At 45.5% G+C, this 1,050-nt stretch carries 1 rRNA gene (running past one end of the window); it reads right to left on the bottom strand.

What is annotated here, in order from left to right:
• Positions 1-764 (bottom strand): 23S ribosomal RNA (locus tag BFJ87_RS12030) (it extends 2,066 nt beyond the left edge of the window).
• Positions 765-1,050: the final 286 nt, after the last annotated feature.

The following is a 1,050-nucleotide window of genomic DNA, read 5'->3' on the forward strand; positions in this document are numbered from 1 at the left end:
GTTCGGTCCTCCACTTTGGGTTAACAAAGCTTCAACCTGCCCATGGGTAGATCACACGGTTTCGCGTCTACTACTACCAACTATGGTCGCCCTATTCAGACTCGCTTTCGCTACGGCTCCGGTCCAGAAAACCTTAACCTTGCTGGTAAAAGTAACTCGTAGGCTCATTATGCAAAAGGCACGCCGTCACCCCTAAAGGCTCCGACCGCTTGTAAGCGTATGGTTTCAGGATCTTTTTCACTCCCTTGTTCAGGGTTCTTTTCACCTTTCCCTCACGGTACTGGTTCACTATCGGTCTCTCAGGAGTATTTAGCCTTAACGGATGGTCCCGCCAAATTCACACAAGGTTTCACGTGCCCCGTGCTACTCAGGATACCACTATCGGTAATGGTCTTTACTTATACAGGGCTATCACCTGCTATGGCCACGCTTTCCAACGTATTCTAATTCATAACACACCAAATGTCGTGGTCCTACAACCCCAATATTGCCGAAACAATATTGGTTTGGGCTAATCCGCGTTCGCTCGCCACTACTAACGGAATCACTTTTGTTTTCTCCTCCTCCGGGTACTTAGATGTTTCAGTTCTCCGGGTTTGCTTCTCTTACGAGATGACATATCTTCAATATGCCGGGTTGCCCCATTCGGATACCTGCGGATCATATCATATGTGCTGATCCCCGCAGATTTTCGCAGCTTATCGCGTCCTTCTTCGCCTCTGAGAGCCTAGGCATTCCCCATACGCCCTTTTGTAACTTGTCACTATTAAATGTTTTACATACCATTTAATAGCCTCTTGCTCTTCTCTATTTCGTATTCTTTTTATTTCTTATCGTGATAATTACCCCTGTGGTAATTATACACAATGTCCCAATATGTCAATGAACGTTATTGTAAGTCGCAATAGATAATTTAATGATCTATGCTCTTAACCACAATACTCTGAAAATAATCTTAATTATCTCCAGGAATTGCCTGGTGGAGAATATCGGAGTCGAACCGATGACCTCCTGCGTGCAAGGCAGGCGCTCTAACACCCCTCTCCCTTA

The organism is Cellulophaga omnivescoria (assembly GCF_001999725.1).
GTDB lineage: Bacteria > Bacteroidota > Bacteroidia > Flavobacteriales > Flavobacteriaceae > Cellulophaga > Cellulophaga omnivescoria.